The sequence below is a fragment of the Yoonia sp. JB2-21 genome, from assembly GCF_055693545.1.
In genome coordinates this window covers 2,768,574-2,789,427 of sequence record NZ_JBVFUC010000001.1, presented here as the reverse complement: position 1 = coordinate 2,789,427, position 20,854 = coordinate 2,768,574, and the positions used below count along the sequence as shown (strand labels likewise).

At 55.9% G+C, this 20,854-nt stretch carries 23 protein-coding genes and 1 pseudogene; 8 read left to right on the top strand and 16 right to left on the bottom strand.

Features of this window, described 5'->3' with window-relative positions; translation table 11 throughout:
- Positions 1-275 precede the first annotated feature (275 nt).
- Together ychF and ACZ1G5_RS14055 are read right to left on the bottom strand one after the other, a co-directional pair.
- Entirely contained in the window at positions 276-1,373 is a 1,098-nt protein-coding gene (gene ychF, locus ACZ1G5_RS14060) for a redox-regulated ATPase YchF (RefSeq protein WP_472733437.1), read from the bottom strand.
- Positions 1,374-1,430: 57 nt separating this feature from the next.
- Positions 1,431-2,996: a sulfatase-like hydrolase/transferase gene (locus tag ACZ1G5_RS14055; protein ID WP_472733436.1), complete on the bottom strand. Its 1,566-nt coding sequence runs from the start codon at positions 2,994-2,996 to the stop codon at positions 1,431-1,433.
- A 228-nt stretch (positions 2,997-3,224) separates the two neighbouring features.
- Here ACZ1G5_RS14055 and trpA point away from each other — a divergent pair, with 228 nt between their 5' ends.
- The 3 genes from trpA to ACZ1G5_RS14040 all read left to right on the top strand — a co-directional run bounded on the left by trpA (position 3,225) and on the right by ACZ1G5_RS14040 (position 5,592).
- Positions 3,225-4,016 (top strand): tryptophan synthase subunit alpha, encoded by a 792-nt coding sequence (gene trpA / locus ACZ1G5_RS14050; RefSeq protein ID WP_472733435.1) that lies wholly within the window; start codon positions 3,225-3,227, stop codon positions 4,014-4,016.
- Positions 4,017-4,089: 73 nt separating this feature from the next.
- Complete coding sequence (locus ACZ1G5_RS14045) at positions 4,090-5,253, top strand: alpha-hydroxy acid oxidase (protein WP_472733434.1); 1,164 nt, start codon at positions 4,090-4,092, stop codon at positions 5,251-5,253.
- 87 nt (positions 5,254-5,340) lie between these two features.
- Positions 5,341-5,592, top strand: a complete 252-nt coding sequence (locus ACZ1G5_RS14040) for a hypothetical protein (RefSeq protein ID WP_472733433.1) — start codon at positions 5,341-5,343, stop codon at positions 5,590-5,592.
- 76 nt (positions 5,593-5,668) lie between these two features.
- On the opposite strand, the gene ACZ1G5_RS14035 is transcribed toward ACZ1G5_RS14040, so the two are convergent.
- Complete coding sequence (locus ACZ1G5_RS14035; protein WP_472733432.1) at positions 5,669-6,841, bottom strand: MFS transporter; 1,173 nt, start codon at positions 6,839-6,841, stop codon at positions 5,669-5,671.
- A 156-nt stretch (positions 6,842-6,997) separates the two neighbouring features.
- Here ACZ1G5_RS14035 and ACZ1G5_RS14030 point away from each other — a divergent pair, with 156 nt between their 5' ends.
- The gene (locus ACZ1G5_RS14030) at positions 6,998-7,663 is read left to right on the top strand and encodes a 50S ribosomal protein L25/general stress protein Ctc (protein ID WP_472733431.1); all 666 of its coding nucleotides are present in this window, start codon (positions 6,998-7,000) and stop codon (positions 7,661-7,663) included.
- A gap of 72 nt (positions 7,664-7,735) precedes the next feature.
- On the opposite strand, the gene ACZ1G5_RS14025 is transcribed toward ACZ1G5_RS14030, so the two are convergent.
- The 6 genes and pseudogenes from ACZ1G5_RS14025 to hisD form a co-directional block, all read right to left on the bottom strand.
- Positions 7,736-8,830: an alpha-hydroxy acid oxidase gene (locus tag ACZ1G5_RS14025; RefSeq protein WP_472733430.1), complete on the bottom strand. Its 1,095-nt coding sequence runs from the start codon at positions 8,828-8,830 to the stop codon at positions 7,736-7,738.
- Complete coding sequence (comE, locus tag ACZ1G5_RS14020) at positions 8,831-9,385, bottom strand: sulfopyruvate decarboxylase subunit beta (protein WP_472733429.1); 555 nt, start codon at positions 9,383-9,385, stop codon at positions 8,831-8,833.
- Positions 9,382-9,888, bottom strand: a complete 507-nt coding sequence (gene comD, locus ACZ1G5_RS14015; protein ID WP_055686830.1) for a sulfopyruvate decarboxylase subunit alpha — start codon at positions 9,886-9,888, stop codon at positions 9,382-9,384. Before comD ends, comE begins: the two co-directional genes overlap by 4 nt.
- Before the next feature lie 52 nt (positions 9,889-9,940).
- Positions 9,941-10,921, bottom strand: a complete 981-nt coding sequence (locus ACZ1G5_RS14010; RefSeq protein WP_472733428.1) for an alcohol dehydrogenase catalytic domain-containing protein — start codon at positions 10,919-10,921, stop codon at positions 9,941-9,943.
- Positions 10,918-11,678: pseudogene (locus tag ACZ1G5_RS14005) on the bottom strand (SDR family NAD(P)-dependent oxidoreductase). The gene ACZ1G5_RS14010 and the pseudogene ACZ1G5_RS14005 overlap by 4 nt, the downstream one beginning before the upstream one ends.
- Positions 11,671-12,978, bottom strand: a complete 1,308-nt coding sequence (hisD, locus tag ACZ1G5_RS14000; protein WP_472733427.1) for a histidinol dehydrogenase — start codon at positions 12,976-12,978, stop codon at positions 11,671-11,673. Before hisD ends, ACZ1G5_RS14005 begins: the two are co-directional and overlap by 8 nt.
- A 275-nt stretch (positions 12,979-13,253) precedes the next feature.
- Here hisD and ACZ1G5_RS13995 point away from each other — a divergent pair, with 275 nt between their 5' ends.
- From ACZ1G5_RS13995 to ACZ1G5_RS13980, 4 genes are all read left to right on the top strand, one after another.
- On the top strand, positions 13,254-14,279 hold the full coding sequence (locus tag ACZ1G5_RS13995) for a LacI family DNA-binding transcriptional regulator (protein ID WP_472733426.1): 1,026 nt from the start codon (positions 13,254-13,256) through the stop codon (positions 14,277-14,279).
- Between the two features lie 43 nt (positions 14,280-14,322).
- A complete protein-coding gene (gene pth, locus ACZ1G5_RS13990; protein ID WP_472733425.1) occupies positions 14,323-14,994 on the top strand; it encodes an aminoacyl-tRNA hydrolase in 672 nt (223 codons plus the stop codon).
- Positions 14,991-16,046 (top strand): DUF2332 domain-containing protein, encoded by a 1,056-nt coding sequence (locus ACZ1G5_RS13985; RefSeq protein WP_472733424.1) that lies wholly within the window; start codon positions 14,991-14,993, stop codon positions 16,044-16,046. The genes pth and ACZ1G5_RS13985 overlap by 4 nt, the downstream gene beginning before the upstream one ends.
- A gap of 71 nt (positions 16,047-16,117) precedes the next feature.
- Positions 16,118-16,501, top strand: coding sequence for a DUF2237 family protein (locus tag ACZ1G5_RS13980; protein WP_472733423.1), 384 nt, complete (start codon positions 16,118-16,120; stop codon positions 16,499-16,501).
- Here the strand turns inward: ACZ1G5_RS13980 and ACZ1G5_RS13975 are convergent, their stop codons facing one another.
- The 7 genes from ACZ1G5_RS13975 to ihfB form a co-directional block, all read right to left on the bottom strand.
- Entirely contained in the window at positions 16,502-16,978 is a 477-nt protein-coding gene (locus ACZ1G5_RS13975; protein ID WP_472733422.1) for a helix-turn-helix transcriptional regulator, read from the bottom strand.
- Positions 16,979-17,006: 28 nt separating this feature from the next.
- On the bottom strand, positions 17,007-17,420 hold the full coding sequence (locus ACZ1G5_RS13970) for a hypothetical protein (protein ID WP_472733421.1): 414 nt from the start codon (positions 17,418-17,420) through the stop codon (positions 17,007-17,009).
- 93 nt (positions 17,421-17,513) lie between these two features.
- A complete protein-coding gene (locus ACZ1G5_RS13965; RefSeq protein ID WP_472733420.1) occupies positions 17,514-17,966 on the bottom strand; it encodes a PepSY domain-containing protein in 453 nt (150 codons plus the stop codon).
- Between the two features lie 133 nt (positions 17,967-18,099).
- Complete coding sequence (gene trpB / locus ACZ1G5_RS13960) at positions 18,100-19,326, bottom strand: tryptophan synthase subunit beta (protein WP_472733419.1); 1,227 nt, start codon at positions 19,324-19,326, stop codon at positions 18,100-18,102.
- Positions 19,327-19,481: 155 nt separating this feature from the next.
- Entirely contained in the window at positions 19,482-20,129 is a 648-nt protein-coding gene (locus ACZ1G5_RS13955) for a phosphoribosylanthranilate isomerase (RefSeq protein WP_472733418.1), read from the bottom strand.
- Positions 20,129-20,485, bottom strand: a complete 357-nt coding sequence (locus tag ACZ1G5_RS13950; RefSeq protein WP_472733417.1) for a LapA family protein — start codon at positions 20,483-20,485, stop codon at positions 20,129-20,131. The genes ACZ1G5_RS13955 and ACZ1G5_RS13950 overlap by 1 nt, the downstream gene beginning before the upstream one ends.
- Positions 20,486-20,568: 83 nt before the next feature.
- The gene (gene ihfB / locus ACZ1G5_RS13945; protein WP_472733416.1) at positions 20,569-20,850 is read right to left on the bottom strand and encodes an integration host factor subunit beta; all 282 of its coding nucleotides are present in this window, start codon (positions 20,848-20,850) and stop codon (positions 20,569-20,571) included.
- Between the last annotated feature and the right edge of the window lie 4 nt (positions 20,851-20,854).

Here is a 20,854-nt window from a genome sequence, read left to right as displayed (position 1 = left end):
TTCTTGTCGTGACGCCATCGGCGCTCATCAGCTGAACCTGCGCACGACCGGGAAATGACTGCCCGCCACTGTTCACATTGCAAGCTGTCAGGGCGAAAACGCAGATCGCCATTCCTGTGCTCTTTAACCAAACCATATCTGATCTCCGATCATTGTTTCATGCCCAGCACATCGGCGCAGTGGTCCGCACACGGCCTGCTTGGTTAATAAATCACACAGGTATTCGCCAAAAATTGGGCAGAAACATGGTACCGCACTTGGGCGCGCAAACCTTCTTAGGTATTGAACAGAAAATGCATCACATCGCCGTCCTTGACGATGTACCCTTTGCCTTCTGCGCGCATCTTGCCGGCTTCTTTGGCGGGCTGCTCGCCGCCCAGCGTCACAAAGTCATCATAGGCAATTGTCTCAGCCCGGATAAACCCTCGTTCAAAGTCACCGTGGATAACGCCTGCCGCCTGCGGTGCTGAGGTGCCTTCCTTGATGGTCCAAGCGCGGGCTTCTTTCGGCCCCACAGTGAAGTAAGTCTGCAAATGCAAAAGTTCATAGCCCGCGCGGATCAACCGGTCGAGACCTGCTTCCTCAAGCCCCATTTCCTCAAGAAACATTTCGGCCTCGTCAGCCTCCAGCTGGCTGATTTCTTCTTCAATACGCGCAGAGATCACAACATGGGAATTCCCTTGCGCCGCCGCCATTTCGGCCACACGGGCGGATTGGCTGTTGCCGGACCCGGCGCTGTCTTCCTCGACGTTGCAGACGTATAGAACAGGCTTGGTGGTGAGCAGTTGCAACATCTTCCATGCTTTGGCGTCTTCTGCATCCACATCAACCGTGCGCGCCGGTTTGCCATTTTCAAGCGCTTCCTGTGCCATCTCCAGCAGCTTGACCTGCTGTACTGCCTCCTTGTCGCCACCACGCACCTTGCGGACAAGGTTTTGCATCCGCTTTTCGATACTTTCCAGATCAGCAAGCATCAATTCGGTTTCGATCACTTCGGCGTCTTCGACCGGATCAACGCGACCCTCAACATGGGTGATGTCGTCGTCTTCAAAGCAGCGCAACACATGGGCAATGGCATCACATTCGCGGATATTGGCCAAAAACTGGTTGCCCAGCCCTTCGCCCTTGCTGGCACCTTTCACAAGGCCCGCAATATCGACAAATGTCATGCGTGTCGGGATGATCTGCTTGGAAGACGCGATCGCTGCCAGTTTGTCCAACCGCGCATCCGGGACAGCCACATCACCGACATTGGGTTCAATCGTGCAAAACGGAAAGTTCGCCGCCTGTGCCGCAGCTGTCTTGGTCAGCGCATTAAACAAGGTCGATTTGCCCACATTCGGCAGACCTACAATACCCATCTTGAAACCCATCACGGCTCTCCTCTTGAACTTGAGCCGCTTCTAGGGAGGCACACCCGTTAGCGCAAGCTATTGTGGACCCCAAATCGCCCGGCTGAGGTCATAGTTGCGGGTCAGTTCATGATTGAGCCGAACAAAGCCTTTTTCTTCGACCAGAGTTGGTGACGTACCAAGTAGAGAGACGCCTAAACCCGCTGTGGCATCGACATCTGTTAGCCCAAGCAATGTCAAGATGGTGGGATAGACATCCATCATCGATGCCGGCCGGTCAATTGTGACGCCCTCAGGCACTTCAGGCATATCCAAACCCAGCATGATTACGGTGTTGGTACGACCGCCCCCTTCCAGATGGGGCTCTTTGGGCCATGCATGGTTCAAGTGATCAGACATAAGAGCAACAAGCGTCGGCCTTTTTGCGCGCAGCGCTTCAAGGTCCGCAAGGAACGCCATCAGATTTGTGATCGTACAGTCAACAGTCGCATGAAGATCACCAGTTTCTATCGCCTGGCCGTTTGCCGTGCAGTTACGTGATAACGTCCCTGAGTCGCCGTGAGGTCCGATCGTTTCGACAACCAACGCAAAGGGCTCTGGCGCAACCACCAGACTGGCATAGGCCTCCAACGCAACATCAAAAACCAGTTGATCGTCCAGATTTCGCGCAGCCGTCGCGCGCGTGATGAATCGCGGATCAAACATACCTGATATCGCGCGTTTGCCCAACAACGCATCAAACTGATGTGTCTGTAAAAAGTGGTCCAAGCCACCAAACCCGATTGAACCACCGACGACAAAGGTGTTGCTGTACCCCCGCGCCACCAGAACATCGCTCAGGCATGTCTGATTGGGCAGGAAAGATGTTTGCATATCGAATTTATAAAAATTGCGCAGCCCGTTTGGCACAAGAGGTACGCCGCATTGCGTTGACACAATTCCGGCAAGCGACCAACTTGTCCCCTCGATTTGTCGAACGCCAGTGAATGTGATCGCCTCCTCGCCCAATGCGTCGAGCGGGGCGTAAATGTCGCCAAATTCACCTCGGTCCGCAAAGCTGCGGTCGAGCCCTTCAAGATAGACAATGACAACATCCGCCGGCACCTGAGGTTCAACAATCGTGGGTGGCGCAATGCGCGTACTCAAGTCGCTGTTGTATGACGGCGCGGTGAACATCTCATACAGGCTGACAGTCAGCGGGTTGACTGTCGCGATCAGAACCGCACCATACCAATAAATCGGGTCTGCCAAACCAAACAGGTTTTTGATCCAGTACAGCCCCAAAACAAAAAGACAAATCGAAGCGACCAGTGGCGCAAGGCTACGCAGGACGATCCCCATGTCCGCGTCCATCATGCCAAACTGCAGGTGATGAATAACCGCATAGACATCAAATTTGGCGAAACCGGCGGTGACCAACATTGGCGGAAGCACGCAAATGCCCACGACAACGGGCATCAAAATACCTATGGTGGGCCGTGCAAACGCATTGCTCCCGCTAATGGAACAAACGCCCAACAGCACAATCAGCACAACACGCCAGTCAATCAGTGGATGCCCATAGGGTGCCGCGACAACGGCGGCCCCCAAAAAAACGAGGAGCGCAGCCCCAGCCGCGGCCATCCAACCTGAAATCTTTCCCAAGATTTCGCACCCCGCAAAAACAGCAATCGTTGTAAACCCTGAATTGCGCATTATAGAGACAAATCAACCCCTGACCAGCCGGACGTGATCACCACATCTTGCCATGGCATATGGCTACGTCAGGCTTGGCCTCATAAATCATCGATCACGCCTATTCTTTCCCACGACCATTGATTTTCCAATGCTCATGTCGCAAAGGGATGCCTAAGCTAAAGTCAAAGGTCCAAGATGAGCAGAATCGACGCGAAATTTGCGCAGTTGCGTGAGCAGGGTAGGAAGGCTTTCGTGGCCTACGTCATGGCGGGCGATCCTGACTATGACACAGGTCTTGAGATCGTCAAAGGCTTGCCAAAAGCAGGCGTTGATATCATCGAATTGGGTATGCCCTTCACTGACCCGATGGCCGACGGATCCACGATCCAACTGGCCGGACAGCGGGCATTGGAAGTCGGACAAGACCTGGAAAAAACGCTGCAATATGCCCGGGAATTGCGCAAGATTGATGACACAACGCCGATTGTGATGATGGGCTACTACAACCCGATCTATTCGCGCGGCGTTGATGCGTTTTTGAAAGATGCAAATGCCGCTGGCATCGACGGGTTGATTATTGTCGATTTGCCCCCCGAGGAGGATGATGAGCTTTGTATTCCTGCCCAAAAGGTGGGGATCAACTTTATCCGGCTTGCGACCCCAACAACAGATGATGCGCGGTTGCCGACTGTGCTGCAAAATACATCCGGTTTCGTGTACTATGTGTCGGTTACTGGCATCACCGGGACCGCCGAAGCACAAGCAGGCGACGTGGCCCCCGAAGTGGCGCGGATCAAATCGCAAACCGACCTGCCTGTCATTGTGGGCTTTGGGATCAAAACACCTGACGCCGCCGAGGCGATTGCAAAGATTGCTGACGGGGCCGTCGTCGGATCCGCTATTGTGGAAAAGATCGGTGCTGGTGAAAGCGTCGCGGACGTGCTTGCCTTTGTCAAAACGCTGGCGGACGGCACCCATCGCGGTTGATACACATCAAAGCAGGTCTTGCAAAAAACCCTTAAATCGGTAACAAATAATTACCAATTCAAGGAAGTGCGCTATGCCGGTCATCACCACAATCGCTGATCTGAAACGGCTGCATAAGCGCCGCACGCCCAAGATGTTCTACGACTATGCCGAGAGCGGCAGTTGGACAGAACAGACATTCCGCGAAAACACATCCGATTTTGACCAGATTCGTCTGCGCCAGCGTATTGCGGTTGATATGACCAATCGCACGACGGCAAGCCAGATGATCGGTCAGGATGTGTCGATGCCCGTGGCCCTCGCCCCTGTCGGATTGACGGGGATGCAATGTGCAGACGGCGAAATCAAAGCAGCCCGCGCGGCCGAGAAATTTGGCGTGCCCTTTACGTTGTCGACCATGTCGATCTGCTCGATTGAGGACGTCGCAGAGAACACCACAAAACCGTTCTGGTTTCAGGTCTACACCCTGAAAGATGATGAGTTTATGCAGCGCTTGTTTGATCGGGCGCGCGACGCAGGATGTTCGGCGATGGTGATCACGCTTGATTTGCAGATTTTGGGTCAGCGCCACAAAGATCTCAAGAACGGCTTGTCAGCACCGCCAAAATTCACCCTCGCCAGCATGGCAGACCTTGCAACTAAATGGTCGTGGGGTCTTGAGATGCTGCAAACCAAACGTCGGTTCTTTGGGAACATCGTGGGCCACGCCAAAGGCGTATCGGATCCCTCCTCGCTTAGCGCATGGACGGCAGAGGCGTTTGATCATGCACTTGATTGGGACCGCGTCGCGCAACTGATGAAGATGTGGAACGGCAAGGTAATCCTGAAGGGGATACTTGATGCCGATGATGCCAAAAAGGCCGCAGCACTCGGTGCAGATGCGATCATTGTGTCCAACCACGGTGGGCGGCAACTTGATGGCGCGCTGTCCTCCATCCGTGCACTGCCCGCGATCATGGACGCCGTCGGCGATAAGGTCGAAGTGCACCTAGACAGCGGTATCCGGTCAGGTCAGGACGTTCTCAAGGCACTCGCGATGGGGGCCACGGGCACATACATCGGGCGCGCGTTCGTGAACGGGTTAGGCGCGATGGGTGAAAAGGGCGTGACGACAGCGCTCGAGGTCATCCACAAAGAGTTGGACACAACAATGGCCCTGTGCGGACGGCGCGATGTGAAGACGCTTGATCGTGATATTCTGCTGGTGCCAGAGGGGTTTGAGGGGCGTTGGGCCTAGACTTTTTCCATCGTTTCGTTAGATATGTTGGCAACTGCATGCAAAATCAGCACGCCGTTGTCAGAAATATCTAACAAGGAGCATTTTATGCGTACCCAACTCACTGCTTTCGCAACAGCGCTCGCGCTTATGTCTACATCAGCTTTCGCTGGTGGCCTTTCCGATCAGATTGTTGAAGCGCCTGTCGTAGTAGCAGAGCCTGCTGCACCAGCCGCATCCTCTGTCAGCCCAACATATATTGTTTTGGGTGTTCTTGCTGCGCTGTTGATTGCGGCCGCTGTGGCGGAAAACGATGACGACGATGACGAAGAAGAAGCAGTCGCCGTTGTTGTACCTTAATGGCATGTACGCCACTTAGTTTTACCTCTTGGCAACAAGAGATGGGCTGGTAATTCCAGCCCATCTTTATTTTTAGCTACCCTTGTTTGCTGTCTGCTGATGTCGGCCGTGAATAACCCTGCTGAGTGCGTATCAGCATCGCCAAGGGCACTGCCGCCAAAAGCAAGACCGCAACGCCAATGAAGGCAAGGCGCAGTCCAAATGCCTCTGATACCAACCCCATCAGCATCGGGGCAAAAAAGAACCCTGAAAATCCAATCACAGCCGTCCGGCTGATCGCTTCGGTCCGCAGATGTGGCGCGACCAGCTTACCTACCAAGGCAAGCCCCATCGGCCCGATCACCGAAACACCAAGTCCCAAAATCCCAAAGCCGATGTAGGCCACAAAGGGGGTTGGGGCCAAGGCCGCAATAACAGCCCCAATGGCCGAAATAATCGAAGCCCCGATGACCACAGGCACCTCACGCAACCGCGCAGCCACCGCCTGCCCGGAAAACCGGCCAATCGCCATTGTGATACCCAACATCGCTGGACCCAATGCGCCCTCGGCGGCACCGCCCCCCAAGGTGCGTTCAACATGCAACGCGGACCATGCCTCGACCGTGGCTTCGGACATAAATGCAACCAAAACGATCGCACCACAAAGCGCTATCGGCCACAGCGGATAGCCCCCGGCGTACCCTTCTTCGGCCTCAACGTATGTCACTTCCATCCGTAGCAGCGGCAACATGAGCAACGCCACAACACCAAAGCCCGCAAAAACGGGTGTCGGGGGCAAACCGGCCTCTCGGGTAAACCCGACGATCAGCGCGCCCGCCGCATAAGCTACCGAAAACATCGCGTGGTTGGCGTTCATCAGCGGGCGATCATGCTTGGCTTCCAACTCGCTCACCCGTGCGTTCATCACAACGTCCAGCAGACCAGAGGCCAACCCGACCAGGGCCATCGTTGCGGCAAAAATCAATGGCACCGTCATCTGTCCTGGCAAAAGCCAAGCAAGCGCAAGGAACACCGTCCCCACCTGCATCCCCCGCGCTCCAAGGATACGGTCCGCGCGTGGCGCCAACCACATCGCCGATACCAACCCGGTCGCCGACCCCAGCAGCAACGTGCCGAAAAGCGCGTCAGAGGCACCCAATTGCGCCTTGATCACCGGAACATAGGCCGCAAAGCATCCCCAGAACATGCCCACAACAACAAAGGCGGTGGCAGGGCGACGGGACAATACAAGAGCGTTCAGAATAGACATGCCGCCATGCCTGCATCCGGAAATTTCCCAAAGCAAGTTTCAAAGTCGCAATGCGTAATAAAACCTCTTTTCAAACTGTCACAATGCCCCTATACGGCGGGCTTCATCGGGCTCGGACACCCTTGGAGGCGGGCCCCTACATTAAGGAATTATACTATGGCTGGAAAGATCCCAGATCTTAACGCCACGGTACGCGCGGGGACAGGCAAGGGGGCCGCCCGCCAAGCTCGCCGTGATGGCGACGTACCTGGCATTGTTTATGGCGGCGGCGCAGATCCGCAAGCTATTAGCATCCCATTCAACTATCTTCTGACAAAACTGCGTAAGGGTGGCTTTATGTCCACGCTGCACAACCTCAAGATTGAGGGTCAGGAAGACGTCCGTGTGATCTGCCGTGGCGTTCAGCGCGACGTGGTCAAGGACCTGCCAACACACATCGACTTGATGCGCCTGAAGCGCACAAGCCGTGTAAACATCTTTATCCCTGTTGAGTTCCTTAACGCGGACACATGCCCCGGCGTGAAAAAAGGTGGCGTTCTGACTGTTGTGCGCAACGAAGTCGAACTGAACGTTCTGGCTGGTGAAATCCCGGAAAGCATCGAGATTGATCTGGGCGAAGTCGAAATCGGTGATACGATCTCGATCAGCGACGTCACACTGCCTGAAGGTGCGACACCCGCGATCACAGACCGTGACTTTGTTATCGCCAACGTCCAGGCACCACGTGCCCTGCTGGCTGATGACGAAGAAGAAGACGGTGAAGAGGTTGCTGCAGATGAAGTCCCGACAACTGGTGACGAAGACGCTGCCGAAGAAGAATAATCGACGCCAAAGCGTTGATGAAAGGGCATCCCAATTGGGATGCCCTTTTTCGTTTGGTCTGCGTGATATCGTCTAGTTTGGCTGGTTGAATAGATCGCGTTGGCCGATTTGTGCGAGCGTGATACTCGTTTCACTTCGCAGAACATTCCAAAGCTCGTGCAATCCTTCTTCGCCACCAGCAGCGATAGCAAATTGCAGAACACGGCCCAGAAAGGTGAAATTCGCCCCCTGTATATAGGCTTTCACTACATCCTCGCCACTGCGTAACCCGGTATCAAAGAACAGCGGGTAATCGGGGCCAAGCGCCTCACTGATCTTGGCAAGCTCCAGAATTGGCGCAGGCGCGCTGTCCAATTGCCGCGATCCATGACTGGACACTTGGACCGCATCGACCCCTGCCCCTTTCAATGCGATCGCGTCATCAACATCCAGCACACCTTTGACGACAAGCTTGCCTGGCCACATATCCCGCAACCGGGTCAGCGTGTCCCAATCTGCACGCGCCCGGCTTTCTGTGCGGTCGAAGTCGTAGCCCGGCATGTCGAAATTCGCCATCTGCGGCTTGCCTGCAAAAAGCGACGTCAGCGACCAGCGGGGATGCAGGGCAAAGTCAATGAATTGCCTGGGGCCGATCTTGAACGGCATGGTAAACCCGTGGCGCAACTCGCGCGGCCTGCGCCCGACCTCAGCCACGTCAACCGTCAGCACAATGGTCTCATACCCTGCGGCCTTGGCACGTTCGACCAGCTTGAAGGTGCCCGTCCCGTCGCCGCTAAAGTAAAGCTGAAACCAGGCATTGCCTTCGGCCTCTTCGATCAAGGGCTCCATCGCCGTGGATGCAACGGTCGAGACACCCAAAGGCACGTGTTCACGCGCCGCCAGACGCGCCAACATCATGTCAGCACCGGGCCCAGACAGATTACACATCCCCATCGGGCTGATCCCGAAAGGAGCCTTGGTCGGCTTGTCCCAGAGAGGGACGGAAAGTGAGCGGTCACTGACATTCCGCAAAATACGCGGACGCAGTTCCAGATTGTCAAAGGCCGCACGGTTACGTGCGGCCCCTGCTTCGGCGCCAGCAGCGCCATCGATGTAATCAAAGACCATCCAAGGCAGACGCTTGCGCGCAAGGCGGCGGGCGTCTTCGCTGGAATGGATCTTGGCCATTTAGCTTGCCACGGCCTTCATAAAGCGGTCGCGGATCACGACAGGGTCCATGGTGATAACCGGCAGCTTGATGTTGCCACTGTCGCATTTGGTCACGATGATCGTCATCTGCTTGCTGTCGATCGCCTCTTGCAGAACCTTGCCGGTGTCGACGTCTTGGCAAACCACGACGTTTTCACAACCGCAGGCTTTGGCGACTGCTTCGAGTTTGGTTTTCTTGCCAGCATAGGTCGGCTGATCACCGGTGGACCCGTATGATCCGTTATCGACGATGAGCAGGATGAAGTTATCGGCCACGTTATTGGCAATCGTCGGCAGAGTGCCGAGGTTGGTCAGAACCGACCCATCACCGTCAATGGAGATGACGGTTTTGTCTTGGGCCAACGCCAGCCCCAGACCAATCGATGACGACAGGCCCATCGTGCCCAGCATGTAGAAATTCTTGGCATTATCGTCGATCATATGCAGCTCTTGGCTGGGCAGACCGATGTTGCAGACGACCAGTTGGTCATGAAGGATTGGCGCGATGTCGCGCAGGATTTCAGAACGGATCATTGGTCGCCGTAGCCTCCCCAAAAGGACGCATCCGTCAGGATCGCCACAGGTTTGTTGCACATGAAGGTGTATTTTAGGATCGCATCCAGCTCATCCGCGTCCGCTTCCTTGTGGAAGTGATAGGTCGGAATGTTCATCTGGTTCAGCAGCGCCTTGGTGTGCACGGCCATTTCAACCTGACAGGCCACAGGTTCACGCAGCTCGCCGCGATAGCTGATCAGCATCGGCAGGGGCATGCGGTAATATTGCGTCAGCGTGGCCAGCGTGTTGATGGTCACACCGATGGCCGTGTTCTGCATGATGATCGCCGGGCGTTTGCCGCCCATGAAAGCACCTGCGCAAAGGCCCATCCCTTCGTCTTCTTTGTTCGACGGTATGTGGAAAATTTCGGGCCGTGCTTCGACTTCATCAATCACACCTGCCAATTGCTTGCACGGCACCGTGGTGATGAATGACACATCGTTGGCGACAAAGTCATCCACGATCTTCTTGCTGATACTCACTGATTGGTCTCCTGATGATGCCTTTAACAAGGCGGTGAGAATGGCGAATGGGTTACGGTCTTAGAATGATCTTGGGGGCGGCGACGACGCCGGCGCGGATGTCAGCAAAGGCCTGTCCGCCTTCAGAGAGTGGTCTTTGCTCGGTCCAGTCTAGCGCACCAAGGCGTCCATCGAAAATGGCCGTCGCCGTATCGCGGAAATCTTGGGCAGTGTAGGTGTAGGTTCCAATGAATGTGATCTCTTGCAGGGTCATCCGGCGGATGTCGAGGCCGCCCTCCCCCTCACCCAAACCGATATGCATGATAACGCCGCCGGGACGTGCAATGGCCGTGGCATCGGCACGGGTCGCGGCATAGCCGACACCGTCGATCACCAGATCAGCCTCAGCAACGGTACCCGGCTCAACGGCCGTAAAGCCGTCAATCGTGTCCAGCGTGGCGCGGCGCAGGGCATTGGGTTCCACCACATGAATATCCGTCGCGCCAAAGGCCTTGAGGCACAAAGCCGCCCCAACACCAATCGCGCCACCGCCGATCACAACGCAACGTGCATCCGCGATGTCGATGTCCAACGCATCCGCGCCCAACCGCACCGCATGCCAACCACAGGCCAGTGGTTCGGCCAACGCAGCTTTTGCGAGCGGCACATCATCAGGCACTTCGACCAGATTACGATCCGCCATGATCACCAACTCACCAAAGGCGCCTTCGCGGGGTGGCATTGAAATGATCATTCGGTCTGCGCACAGGTTGTCGCGGCCTGCCTTGCAGGCTGCACATAGGCCGCAAGTGGTCAGCGGGTTGATCGTCACACGCTTGCCATTCAGCTTGCCGCCAACGACCACACCCGCCGCCTCATGCCCAAGGATCAGCGGCGCAGGTCGGCGCTCGTCATGGCCCAGATACGCGTGCATATCCGACCCGCAAATGCCGGACGCTTCAATCTTGATCAGGCTCTGCCCCAATGCAGGCACCGGATCAGGCATGTAGCGATACACGAGCGTTTCCACGTCATCATAAACCAGCGCTTTCATTTGGCGGTATATCCTCCGTCGACCATCAAGACCTGCCCGGTCACATAAGCGGACGCATCCGAGCACAGAAACAGCAGGGGGCCGTCAATGTCAGACAGTTCGCCGTTACGCCCAATGCATGTTTGTGCTGCATTGCGCGCTGCGCGGTCGGGGTCTGCAAAAACGGGACCGGTCAGTTCGGTAGGAAAGAATCCCGGCCCAATCGCATTGGCCGTGATGCCGTCCTTGGACCACGCCTCGGCCATCGCGCGGGTCAGCTGGGCGATGCCAGCCTTAGACGCCCCATAGCTGACCCCCCGGGAAACGCGCGTGTTGTCTGTAGCGACGCGAAGTTCACGATCCGGCCCCAGCCTTTGGCTTTCATCGCAGGCGCAAAAGCTTGGCTCAGGAAAAAGGGCGCCGCTAGGTTGAGGTTCATCGTCACGTCCCAGCCTGCATCGGACACATCATCTGCGACCTCACGGGTGTTGATGCCCGCCGCATGCACGACAATGTCCGGCGCGCCGAACGCTGCGGTGACCTGCTGTGCAATCTCTGCGATCTGATCACGCCGGGACAAATCGGCAGCGACAATCGCTGCCGCATCGCCGGTGGACGCGGCCCACTCTAGGAGTGGCTCCCGCCGCCGCGCCACACCGACGACACGCGCGCCAGCAGCGGCTAACGCCACCGCGGCACGCTGCCCAAGGCCCGCGCTCGCGCCAGTGACGCATGCGACACGACCGGTCAGATCGAAAAGATCACGCGGATCAGCCATGTGGTGTCAGATCAAAGTTTTCACCGGGGAAATACTTGGCAAGACGCACATCAGCGGCCCGTGCGTGCCCTTCCATGCCTTCAAGGCGAGAAATGCGGGCTGTTGCCTCGGCCACACGCTTGGATCCATCACGGGTTGCCTGCTGCCATGTCACGATCTTCATATATTTATGGACCGACAGACCGCCCGTGTAAGACGCCGCACCGGATGTTGGCAGCACGTGGTTTGTGCCAGAGGCTTTGTCGCCGTAAGACACAGTGGTTTCTTCGCCCAAAAACAGGGACCCATAGCAGCTCAGACGATCCAACCACCAAGGTAGATCTTCGGCCTGCACGGTCAGATGCTCTGGCGCGTACTCATCCGAACAGGCCGCCATATCTTCGCGGTCAGCACAAACGATCACTTCGGCATAGTCACGCCATGCGGCGCGCGCATTGTCGCGGTTTACCTCTGGCAGATCTTCGATCAGGTCAGGCACGCGGTTCATCACGTCTTCGGCCAATGCTTTGTCATCAGTGACCAACCAAACCGGAGAGTTATAGCCATGCTCGGCCTGGCTCACCAAATCAGTCGCCACGATATGCGGGTCAGCGGACTTATCGGCCAAAATCAGGCTATCTGTTGGACCCGCAATCATGTCGATGCCGACACGACCAAAAAGGATACGCTTGGCCTCAGCCACAAACTGGTTGCCGGGACCAACGAGGATGTTCGCCTTGGGCAAGTCAAACAAACCAAAGGTCATCGCAGCCACCCCCTGCACGCCACCCATTGCCATGATTTTGTCTGCGCCACAGATGTGCGCGGCATAAATGATGGCAGGGGCCACACCAACATCAGGACGCGGCGGGGATGCGACCGCGATATGGTTACATCCCGCAACCTTAGCGGTCGTAACAGTCATAATCGCTGACGCGATGTGGCTGTAGCGGCCACCGGGCACGTAGCATCCTGCCGCATCGACCGGGATCGCTTTTTGCCCGGCAATCAGGCCAGGCACGATTTCATACTCAATGTCGCTGACCGTTGCCTTTTGCGCCTCGGCAAAGCGTTTGACGTTGTCATGGGCGAACTGAATATCATCCTTCAGCTTTTGGGGAACCAACGCTGCAGCGGCTTCAATTTCTTCAGCCGCCAGAATGACATTGCCGTCGTATTTGTCGAATTTCGCGGCATATTCCAACGCCTTGGCGTCACCACCTTGCTCGATATCGGTCAGGATACCCTGCACCAGTTCATGGACATCGGACGCGCCAGACTGGGCCGTCAGCGTTGCTTTTTTGAGGTATTCGCGAGCCATAGTAGGTGTGCCTTATTGTCTGAAACTAAGTTGCCAGTTGAAAGCAGAGGATCTTGTCGGAGGCATAGGGCATTCAACCTAGAAGGTCATTCTTGCCAGATTCGTGCGGAAACCCGCCGTGACCCCCATATCGTTCCCCGTCTTGATTCTAAAACAATGTAAGCCTTTACATTATGCTAATGCAAGCCTTTACATTGACGTTACGTAAATATTACTAGGCCCCCGAAGTTTGCAAGCGTACAACCACAGGCAATCCACTCCACCCCGGAAACAATATGACCGCTAATCGCCCAACACCGACGCTACATGATGTGGCCCAAGCCGCCGATGTATCGACGGCGACGGTGTCCCGTTGTCTGAACTTCCCGGATAAAGTGGCGCCCAAGACGCGCAAAAAAGTGCAGGATGCCGTTGCGCTGTTGGGGTATTCACCCAACTTTGGGGCAAAGGTGATGGCCGCCCAGCGCACAAATACCATTGGTGCCATTATCCCCACGATGGACAATGCGATCTTTGCACGTGGATTGCAGGCCTTTCAGGAAGAACTGCGCAACTACGGATACACAATGCTGGTTGCCAGCACAGGCTATCAGCCCGAAACCGAAGAAGAACAAATCCGGGCGCTGATCGCACGTGGTGCTGACGCGCTGCTGCTGATCGGACATGCGCGCGCGCCGTCCATCACAGAGTTTTTAGAAAAACAAGATGTACCAACGCTGGTTGCATGGGCCTATGATCCAAACGCTGCGGTGCCATCGGTGGGGTTCAACAACAAAGCGGCTATGTATCAGATGGCGCAGAAAGTGCTTGAGAACGGACATGTGCGCGTCGCTGCGATCTCTGGCCCAACCCAACAGAACGACCGCGCAGCTGGGCGACTTGACGGCATTCAAGCTGCGATTAAGCACGCACACCTGCCCGCTGACGCGCTCACCATCATCGAAACACCTTATAGCATCGAAAATGGCGCCAAGGCTTTCGCCACCCTAATGGAGAAAGTTCCGCGCCCAACAGCTGTTCTATGCGGCAATGATGTTCTGGCTGTTGGTGCGCTGCGGCAGGCACGGGTCATGGGCCTTTCGGTGCCGGGCGACATCTCTATTGTGGGCTTTGACAATATCGAACTGGCGCAAATCGCCTATCCACCGCTGACAACGGTGCACGTGCCGCATGGCGAAATGGGCCGGAAAGCCGCAATCAAGCTTGTCGAGATGTTGCGCGACGACAAACCGGCCACTTCTGAAGAGTTGAATGTAGAGGTTGTTCTGCGTGACACGCTTGGGCCCGCACCAATGGACTAAACAGCGTCTGGCGCTGCGCTGCGGCATAAGATAGGTTGCAGATATGAAACTCCTCGTTGGCCTTGGAAATCCCGGTGCGAAATACGCCCAGAACCGCCATAATATCGGCTTCATGGCAATGGATCGCATTGCAGCTGACCACGGCTTTAGCGGCTGGCGTTCGAAATTTCAGGGCCAGACCTGTGATGGCCGCTTTGGATCGGAACGTGTGACGCTCCTGAAGCCTGAAACCTTCATGAACCTGTCAGGACAATCGGTCGGCGAAGCAATGCGCTATCTTAAGCTGGCCCCCGAAGACGTGATTGTCTTTCACGATGAGATTGATCTGGCTCCCGGCAAAGTTCGCCTCAAAACCGGTGGTGGCCACGCAGGTCACAACGGTTTGCGATCCATCCACGGACATATCGGGCCAGACTATGATCGGGTGCGCATGGGTGTCGGGCATCCGGGCCACAAAGACGCGGTACCCGGCTATGTGCTGCGCGACTTTCCAAAAGCCGATGCAGAATGGCTTGACGATGAATTGCGCGGTATCAGCGATGGCATTGCAGAGCTGATCGCGGGTGATGGCGGTAAGTTCCTAAACGCGATCGCATTGCGCGTGGCCCCGCCACGGTCGTCCAAATCAACGCCAAAACCAAAGGCGCCACCTGCCCCGGAACCGCAGGTTGATGATCGCACGACCATGCAAAAACTGGTGGACCGCTTCCGATGAGCCGGGCGCCTATTCAAGACGCTTTCATGCTGCAGTCCAAGGCCTGCGCGGACCTCGACTCGCCCTTCATGGCGCAGCTGATGCAGTTGCTTGGAACGCGCGACTGGCCAGAAGGCCCCATCACAGACAGGATTTTTGGGTGGGGCGGTGACGTCACACCGCGTGGACAGTCTGTGTCCTTGCGGCTGGCTGGCGCATTGCACGCACTTCATTTGCAAGGGCATGCAATATTGTCAGACGTCTACCCCCCAAAGCAAGTCACCGACGATGAGCTTTGGAAGGCGTTTTGTAAGACGTTGGAAACCGATCGTATTCATATCGACAATTGGCTGAACAGCGCGCCACAGACAAACGAGGTGCGCCGATCAACCACTTTGATCGCGGCCGGGCATGTGCTGGCGGACCTCTACGGGTTGCCTTTACGCACATCTGAACTGGGGGCCAGTGGTGGCCTCAATCTGCACTGGGACGACTATGCCTTGGATGTGGGTGGCGCGCGTTTCGGTTCGCCTGATCCCGTTTTGACGCTGAACCCTGAATGGACCGGCTCCCTGCCGCCAGCGTCACGACCGGTTGTCGCGGCCCGCGCGGGCGTCGACCTCAACCCGCTTGATCCGGGCAATCCTGATGATGCGCTGCGATTACAGGCCTATCTGTGGCCGGACCAACCGCACCGGCTGACACTGACGCGGGCTGCAATCGGGGCCGCAAAGACGCGGGTTGCACAAGGCGACGCTATTGATTGGCTGGCCGGGCAACTGACCCATACACCCGGGCAGACCCATATGATCTACACGACTGTTGCATGGCAGTATTTTCCTGATGCACAAAAGGCCAAAGGTGCAGCCATGATCGCCAAAACCGGCGAGACAGCGACACAAAATACGCCCCTTGCGTGGTTTGGTATGGAAAATGACGGGGTGGGCCCCGGTGCCGCACTTACCCTGCGGCTCTGGCCCGGGGATCTGACAATCAATCTTGGGCGCGCAGATTTCCACGGACGGTGGCTAAAATGGGCCGGAATGCCTGCGCTTTCAAAACCCGCAGCTTAGAAATGGAATTTTAGCGCAAAGCGGCTAAGTTGCGAACAAAAGTGCAAACAACGCGATAAGGTTGCGACGCTATGGACAAAGACCCCTCATTCAACGTGCTGGGCAGCGCGCTTGCCACCTGCTCGACCGCCCCAATGACGGGGTTCTTCAGAAATGGTGCGTGCGATACATGCGCCGCAGACCAAGGCAGCCACACGGTTTGCGCCGTCATGACGGATGAGTTTCTGGCTTTCTCAAAATATGTGGGCAACGACTTAAGCACACCAAGACCAGAATTCGGGTTTCCGGGGTTGAATGCCGGTGATGGATGGTGCCTTTGCGCCAGCCGGTTCCTGCAAGCGCATGAGGAAGGCTGTGCACCAGACGTGAACCTGCACGCAACACACGTCCGCGCCCTTGAAATCGTTCCAATTGATGTGCTCAGAGCGCATGCCGCGCCCTATACTGAAGATTAATCAGGCCTTCGCCATCAGATCGTCGATAAAAAGGCTCAGCAGCTGCGTGCGTCCTGCCACGCCAGCCTTGCGATAGATTGCATTTGTCTGCGCCTTGACTGTCCCCTCACTGACATCGCGCAGACCGGCAATTTCCTGGGTCGACAGACCCTTAATCGCAAAAAGCGCAACATCGCGTTCAGCCGGTGTCAGCTGCCACTTTGCAAATCGTTCTTCCAAAACGTCCATGAAGGCGCCTGAGGCAAGCCGGAGTTGATCCTCAACCACAACATTGCGCGCCATTGTACGGCGCAACACAATCCAACCAAAACCTACACCAAGCAGAAGGCCCAAGGCCGCACCAAGTTCGATCAATTCGTAAAGCTGCCAACTGATTGGAGCAACACCGAAGACAGAAACCAGAATTTGGGACACGAAGAAAATTGCGCAGAGCAATTGCACCAAGACAATCGCGACAACGGTCACTTGCCCCTTCAAAACCCGACCTCCTCTTTACGCGCTCAGGCTACTCATCGTCGTCGTCGTCATCATCATCGTCGTCGTCGTCGTCGTCATCATCATCATCGTCATCATCATCGTCGTCGTCTTCGTCGTCATCATCTTCGTCTTCGTCATTCTCATCTTCATCGTCACCCGCTCCGGGGCCTTCGTCATCATCATTGCCAGATCCAGACCCAGCAGAATTCCCCGAACTTCCGCCGCTTGGGTTAAACAGGCGCGGGCTACCATCATCGTCCCCGTCGTCGTCGGCATTTCGCCAGTAGTCCCGAAGGATTTCTCCAGTTTGCGGGTTGAATACCAGTTCGCGATGCAGTTCGTCGCGCTGGGCAATCACCCGGATCCTGCCCAGCCAGGTTCTCTGCAATCTGATTTCCGAAAAGCCCTGCTCACGCAGTTGGCTAACAACCTGGTCCTGCACGGACTGGGCCGCCGCAACATGCGGCGCCCCTGCAAGTACCAAACATATGGCGACTTTCTTCAACATGAATGAACAAGCACTCTTTTCTGTCGGCTACTCATCGTCGTCTTCATCGTCGTCATCTTCATCATCGTCATCTTCATCATCGTCGCCTTCATCATCGTCATCTTCATCATCGTCATCGTCATCTTCATCGTCGTCATCTTCATCGTCGTCTTCATCATCATCTTCATCGCCGTCGTCTTCATCATCGTCATCTTCGTCATCATCTTCAATCGTGATGCCGGGTTCATAGTCATCATCATCATCGACCGGAGCAACCTCTTCTTTAAGGATCTCACCAGTTGCAGCGTCATATATCACCTCGAGCTTGCGCCCGCCCCGGATCGCTTCGACCTTGACCTGTGTCCGGCCGTTCGTGATGTCGATCCTCTCATAGCCCTGTGCCTGCAGTTGCGACGCGACCTGTTCGGCAATGGATTGTGCGTAAATTGGGGCCGCGCCAAGAGCGACCAACGTTGTGGTAGACAGCAAAATCTTCTTCATTTTCCAAACTCCTGTGATTAAGCGGCCCGCGTCCTGCGAACCATCTGCCAGGAGAAAACCCCATGCGCACGGGTCAAACCATGCATCACGGGTTTAGTCGGACCGCCATAAACCCAAGTTTATGGCCGTTGACCTATGTAGTCATGTCAAAGCCAAGGTGCTTTGCGACTGTGAAGATATCTTTGTCACCGCGCCCGCACATGTTCATCACCAACAGGTGATCTTTGGGCAAATCAGGTGCAATCTTCATCACGTGCGCCAACGCATGCGACGGCTCAAGTGCCGGTATGATACCCTCTTGCGCACAGCAAAGCTGAAAGGCTTCCAACGCTTCCACATCCGTGATCGCCACATACTCTGCCCGACCAATATCATGCAGCCAGGCATGCTCCGGCCCAATTCCCGGATAGTCGAGACCGGCGGAAATGCTAAAGCCTTCAAGGATTTGGCCGACGTCATCCTGTAGCAAATACGTCCGATTGCCATGCAAGACGCCGGGTCGGCCGCCCGTCAGTGACGCACAATGCTCCATCTTCGCATTGACACCTTTGCCGCCTGCTTCGACCCCAATGATATTGACCTCTTTGTCGTCCAAAAACGGGTAAAACAGCCCCATTGCGTTCGAACCACCGCCAATTGCCGCGATCAATGTATCGGGCAGTCGCCCTTCGGCGGCCTGCATCTGTTCCTTGGTTTCCTTGCCGATAATCGCCTGAAAATCACGGACCATCGCCGGGTAAGGATGGGGGCCCGCGACAGTACCAATGCAATAAAACGTATCACGCACGTTCGTGACCCAATCACGCAATGCATCATTCATCGCATCTTTTAATGTGCCACGACCTGACGTAACGGCCACAACCTCGGCCCCCAACAGACGCATACGGAAGACGTTGGGTGCCTGCCGCTCCACGTCATGAGCGCCCATGTACACAACGCACTTCAAGCCGAATTTTGCACATACGGTTGCCGTCGCAACACCATGCTGGCCGGCTCCCGTCTCTGCAATAATGCGTGTTTTGCCCATCCGGCGCGCCAGAATAATCTGGCCAAGTACATTGTTAATCTTATGGGCCCCGGTGTGGTTCAACTCGTCGCGTTTGAGGTAAATCTTCGCACCACCCAGATGCGCGCTAAGGCGTTCGGCGTGATAAAGGGGGCTGGGACGACCGACGTAATTTGTCCACAGATCATGCATCTCCGCCCAGAAAGTCTCATCCGTCTTTGCGAACTCATACTGCTTTTCCAATTCAAGGATCAGCGGCATCAATGTCTCAGACACAAAGCGTCCACCAAATTCGCCAAAACGACCCTTTTCATCGGGACCGGTCATGAAACTGTTGAAAAGATCGTTGGCCATGAGACACCTGCTTATTTCGTGCAGCCAAGCACTATAGCGTCTGATCGGGGGCGTAAAGCGGCCAACGGTCGCAGACTTTCGACGAAACGCCTGCCCTGTCGGGGATAGAACAGGTCTCAGCCGCACGTCCTCGTCCGGACAAGGCCCATCACGCCTTAGCGCACGCCCGCGGCCACGCAGAACGCCGCAATCAAATCAGGATCTTTCACCCCGGGCGCGCTTTCAACACCAGATGACACATCAACCTGCACTGTTCCGGTCAAGGCAATCGCCTCGCCAACATTCTGTGAGGTCAAACCACCCGCCAGCATCCACGGAACCGGCCAGCGCCGACCGGCAATCAAACGCCAGTCAAATGCCAACCCGTTTCCACCCGGCAACTCCGCGTTTTTGGGCGGCTTCGTGTCGACCAAAATCTGATCTGCCACGGCCAGATGATGATCCAGCAATGTCAGGTCTTCTTTATCCGCGATGCCGACGACCTTCATCACCGGCAGTCCATAGCGGGTTTTGACCTCGGCAACGCGCTCTGGCGTTTCGTGACCGTGTAGCTGAATAATATCGAGCGGCACAGCATCCGTCAGCTGGTCAAGCATCGCGTTGTCCACATCAACGACAAGCCCTACTTTAGCCACTCCGGGTGGCACCAATTGGGCCAATGTCGCCGCAGTTTCGAACGTAACGCTACGAGGGGACTTCTGAAAGAAATTGAAACCCACATATTGCGCCCCGGCATTTACGGCCGCATCAATGGTATCGGGTGTTTTCAACCCGCAAATCTTTACACGCGTCTGGGGCGTCATCAGCCAGTCTTTTCAAGCAGTGCCAAAACGTCATCATCGCCTTTGGCACCCGCTGCAGCACCACGCAACTGCTCGACCTCGCGCCGGAGTCTTTCGACTTCGCGACTTTTGCCGCGGGCGTCTGCGCGAATACGATGTTCGCGTACCCATTCCCATAGGAACCCAATCATCAGACCTATGCCAACGCCAATAAAGATCACCACAAACAACGGCAGTTGGATATCAGGTGATAGGCCCAGCAAATCGCTGAGCCCCTGCGGCATCGCACGCAAAGTGACAAAGTCCCGATTTGCAAGTCCGATCAGGATCAAACAAAGACCAACGATGGCCCAGAAGGCATAGCGAATAGTTTTCATGGAATTAGCATACCGTAGTTGTCGGGGACCGTGAACCGCTTTTCACAAACCGGCGAAACTGTCGCATGATCAGCATCAGCTGCTTAGCCGCCATTCAGGCGATCACGCAGCAGCTTACCAGTCTTAAAGAAGGGAACATGCTTCTCTTCCACCTCGACCGCTTCTCCGGTCCGGGGGTTGCGACCGATACGCTGATCGCGCTTCTTGACAGAAAACGCGCCAAAGCCGCGAAGTTCCACGCGGTCACCGCGCGCCATCGCTTCAATCACTTCTTCAAAAATCGTGTTTACGATCTTTTCAACGTCTCGTTGGTAGAGGTGTGGGTTCTCGTCGGCAAGTTTCTGGATCAGTCCGGAACGGATCATATTT